1 protein-coding gene is annotated in these 1,673 nt (G+C 70.7%); it reads right to left on the bottom strand.

The window, feature by feature from the left end; translation table 11 throughout:
• Positions 1-1,638 (bottom strand): IS1182 family transposase (locus IE305_RS32680; RefSeq protein ID WP_190133482.1); only part of this gene is annotated, 1,638 nt, incomplete at its 3' end.
• Positions 1,639-1,673: the final 35 nt, after the last annotated feature.

Below are 1,673 nucleotides of genomic sequence, written 5' to 3'. Positions count from 1 at the left end.
GGGGCGAAGTGCTGCGAAGTGGCTGGTGCGGGTGCGGGCCCGGGGTGTGCCGGTGAGGTGGGCGTCGATGCGGGTGAGGTTGATGGCGGCGCCGGTGAGCTGGTGCTGGAGGCTGGTCTTGGCGAGGCCGCGGTAGCGGGATCGGCGCAGGCCGCAGCGGCCGACGGCTTGGGAGATGGTGCCCTCGATGCCGGCGCGGGTCTTGTAGCGGTCCTTCCATGTGTCGGTGTCCTGGTCGGCGCGGGCCTGGCGGAGGGCTTCGTGTTCCTCGCGGGGCCGCAGGGTCAGGCGCCGGCCGACGCTGGAGGTGGTGCACTGCTCGCGCACCGGGCAGGGCCGGCAGTCTCCGCCGTTGAAGCGGACCCGGATCACCGGGGTGCCCTCGGGTGAACGGTCGGGGTTCCAGCGGGTGGTGGTCTTACCGCCGGGACAGGTGACCTGCTCGTTTCCCCAGTCGATGGTGAAGTCATCGGCGGTGAAGCCGCTGTTCGCGGTGGACTGGTGGCTGACGACGCCGGCGACCGGCCCGGTGAGCGTGATGCCGTACTCCCGGCGGGCCTGCACGAGCAGATGCGCGTCGACGTATCCGGCGTCGACCAGGTGCTCGCCGGGCAAGCGGCCGTCCCGGGCGAGGCGGGCGTGCACGGTGTCGGTCATCGAGATGTCGGGAACCGTTGCCACCGTGGTGGCCACGTTCGTGATCAGATGCGGCGCGTCCGGCTCGCAGGTCTCGGTGAGGTGGACCTTGTAGCCGTCCCACAGGGTGTCGCGTTTGACGCTGCCGCGTGCCTCGGTGTCATAGGGTGTGACCAGGCGCTTCGCGCCCGGCGGCCGGTCTTTTGGGTCCCGCCGCCTCACCTCGCCGTCCACCTGGTGGAAGTACTGGACCCAGACCTGCCGCAAGGTCTCCACCTGCTCAAGCGCCCGCAGCTCTTCGGGTGCCCCGGGTGAGAAGACGGCTTCGAGCAGCCGTGTTCCGTCCGCCCCGATCCGCAGGCCCACCTCATCCCGCTTGGCGCGGGACTTGGGGAACCGGGTGTCCTCGGCCCGCGTTGCGTAGTGCCGGAACCAGTCCGGCTCCGCCACACCTCGCAGCCAGTCGGGGGCGGCCCGGGCGATCTCGTTGAGCGCCGCCCGCAGGGTCTCGGCGACCAGCTCCAGCCAGCACACCTGGCGGGCCGCGGACTGCACATGAGTGGAGTCGGTCCTGGCTCGGCCAGCGGTCTTCAGCAGCCCCATTTCCCCGGCCGCCGCCAGGATGCCGTCCAGCACCCGCCGCCCGGCCTCCGCCTCCACCAAGCGGTCCCTGAACTCCGAGAGCACCGAGAAATCGAAGCCCGGATCATCAAGGTCCAGTCCCAGCGCGTACTTGAAGTCGATCCTCGCCCGGACCGCCTCCGCCGCCTGCCGGTCGGTGAGCCCCTCCACGAACTGCAACACCAGCACCAGCGCTAACCGGCCCGGCGACCAGGCAGGTTTCCCCCTCGTCGGGAACAGGTCCGCGAACTCGTCGTCACCGAACAAGGGCCCAAGCTCGTCCCGAATCCGGATCGCCAGACTGCCCTTCGGGAACGCGGCCCGCGCCACCCGCACCGTCTCCGCCGGGACCTCACTCGGCCCGCTCGGCTGCATCGACATCCGCACCCACCCCATACGACAACGTCGGCCTCCAA

Origin of the sequence: Streptomyces mashuensis (genome assembly GCF_014654785.1) — a bacterium.
GTDB lineage: Bacteria > Actinomycetota > Actinomycetes > Streptomycetales > Streptomycetaceae > Streptomyces > Streptomyces mashuensis.
Note: the sequence above shows the minus strand (reverse complement) of the source record. Positions and strands in the feature narration are given on the sequence as shown.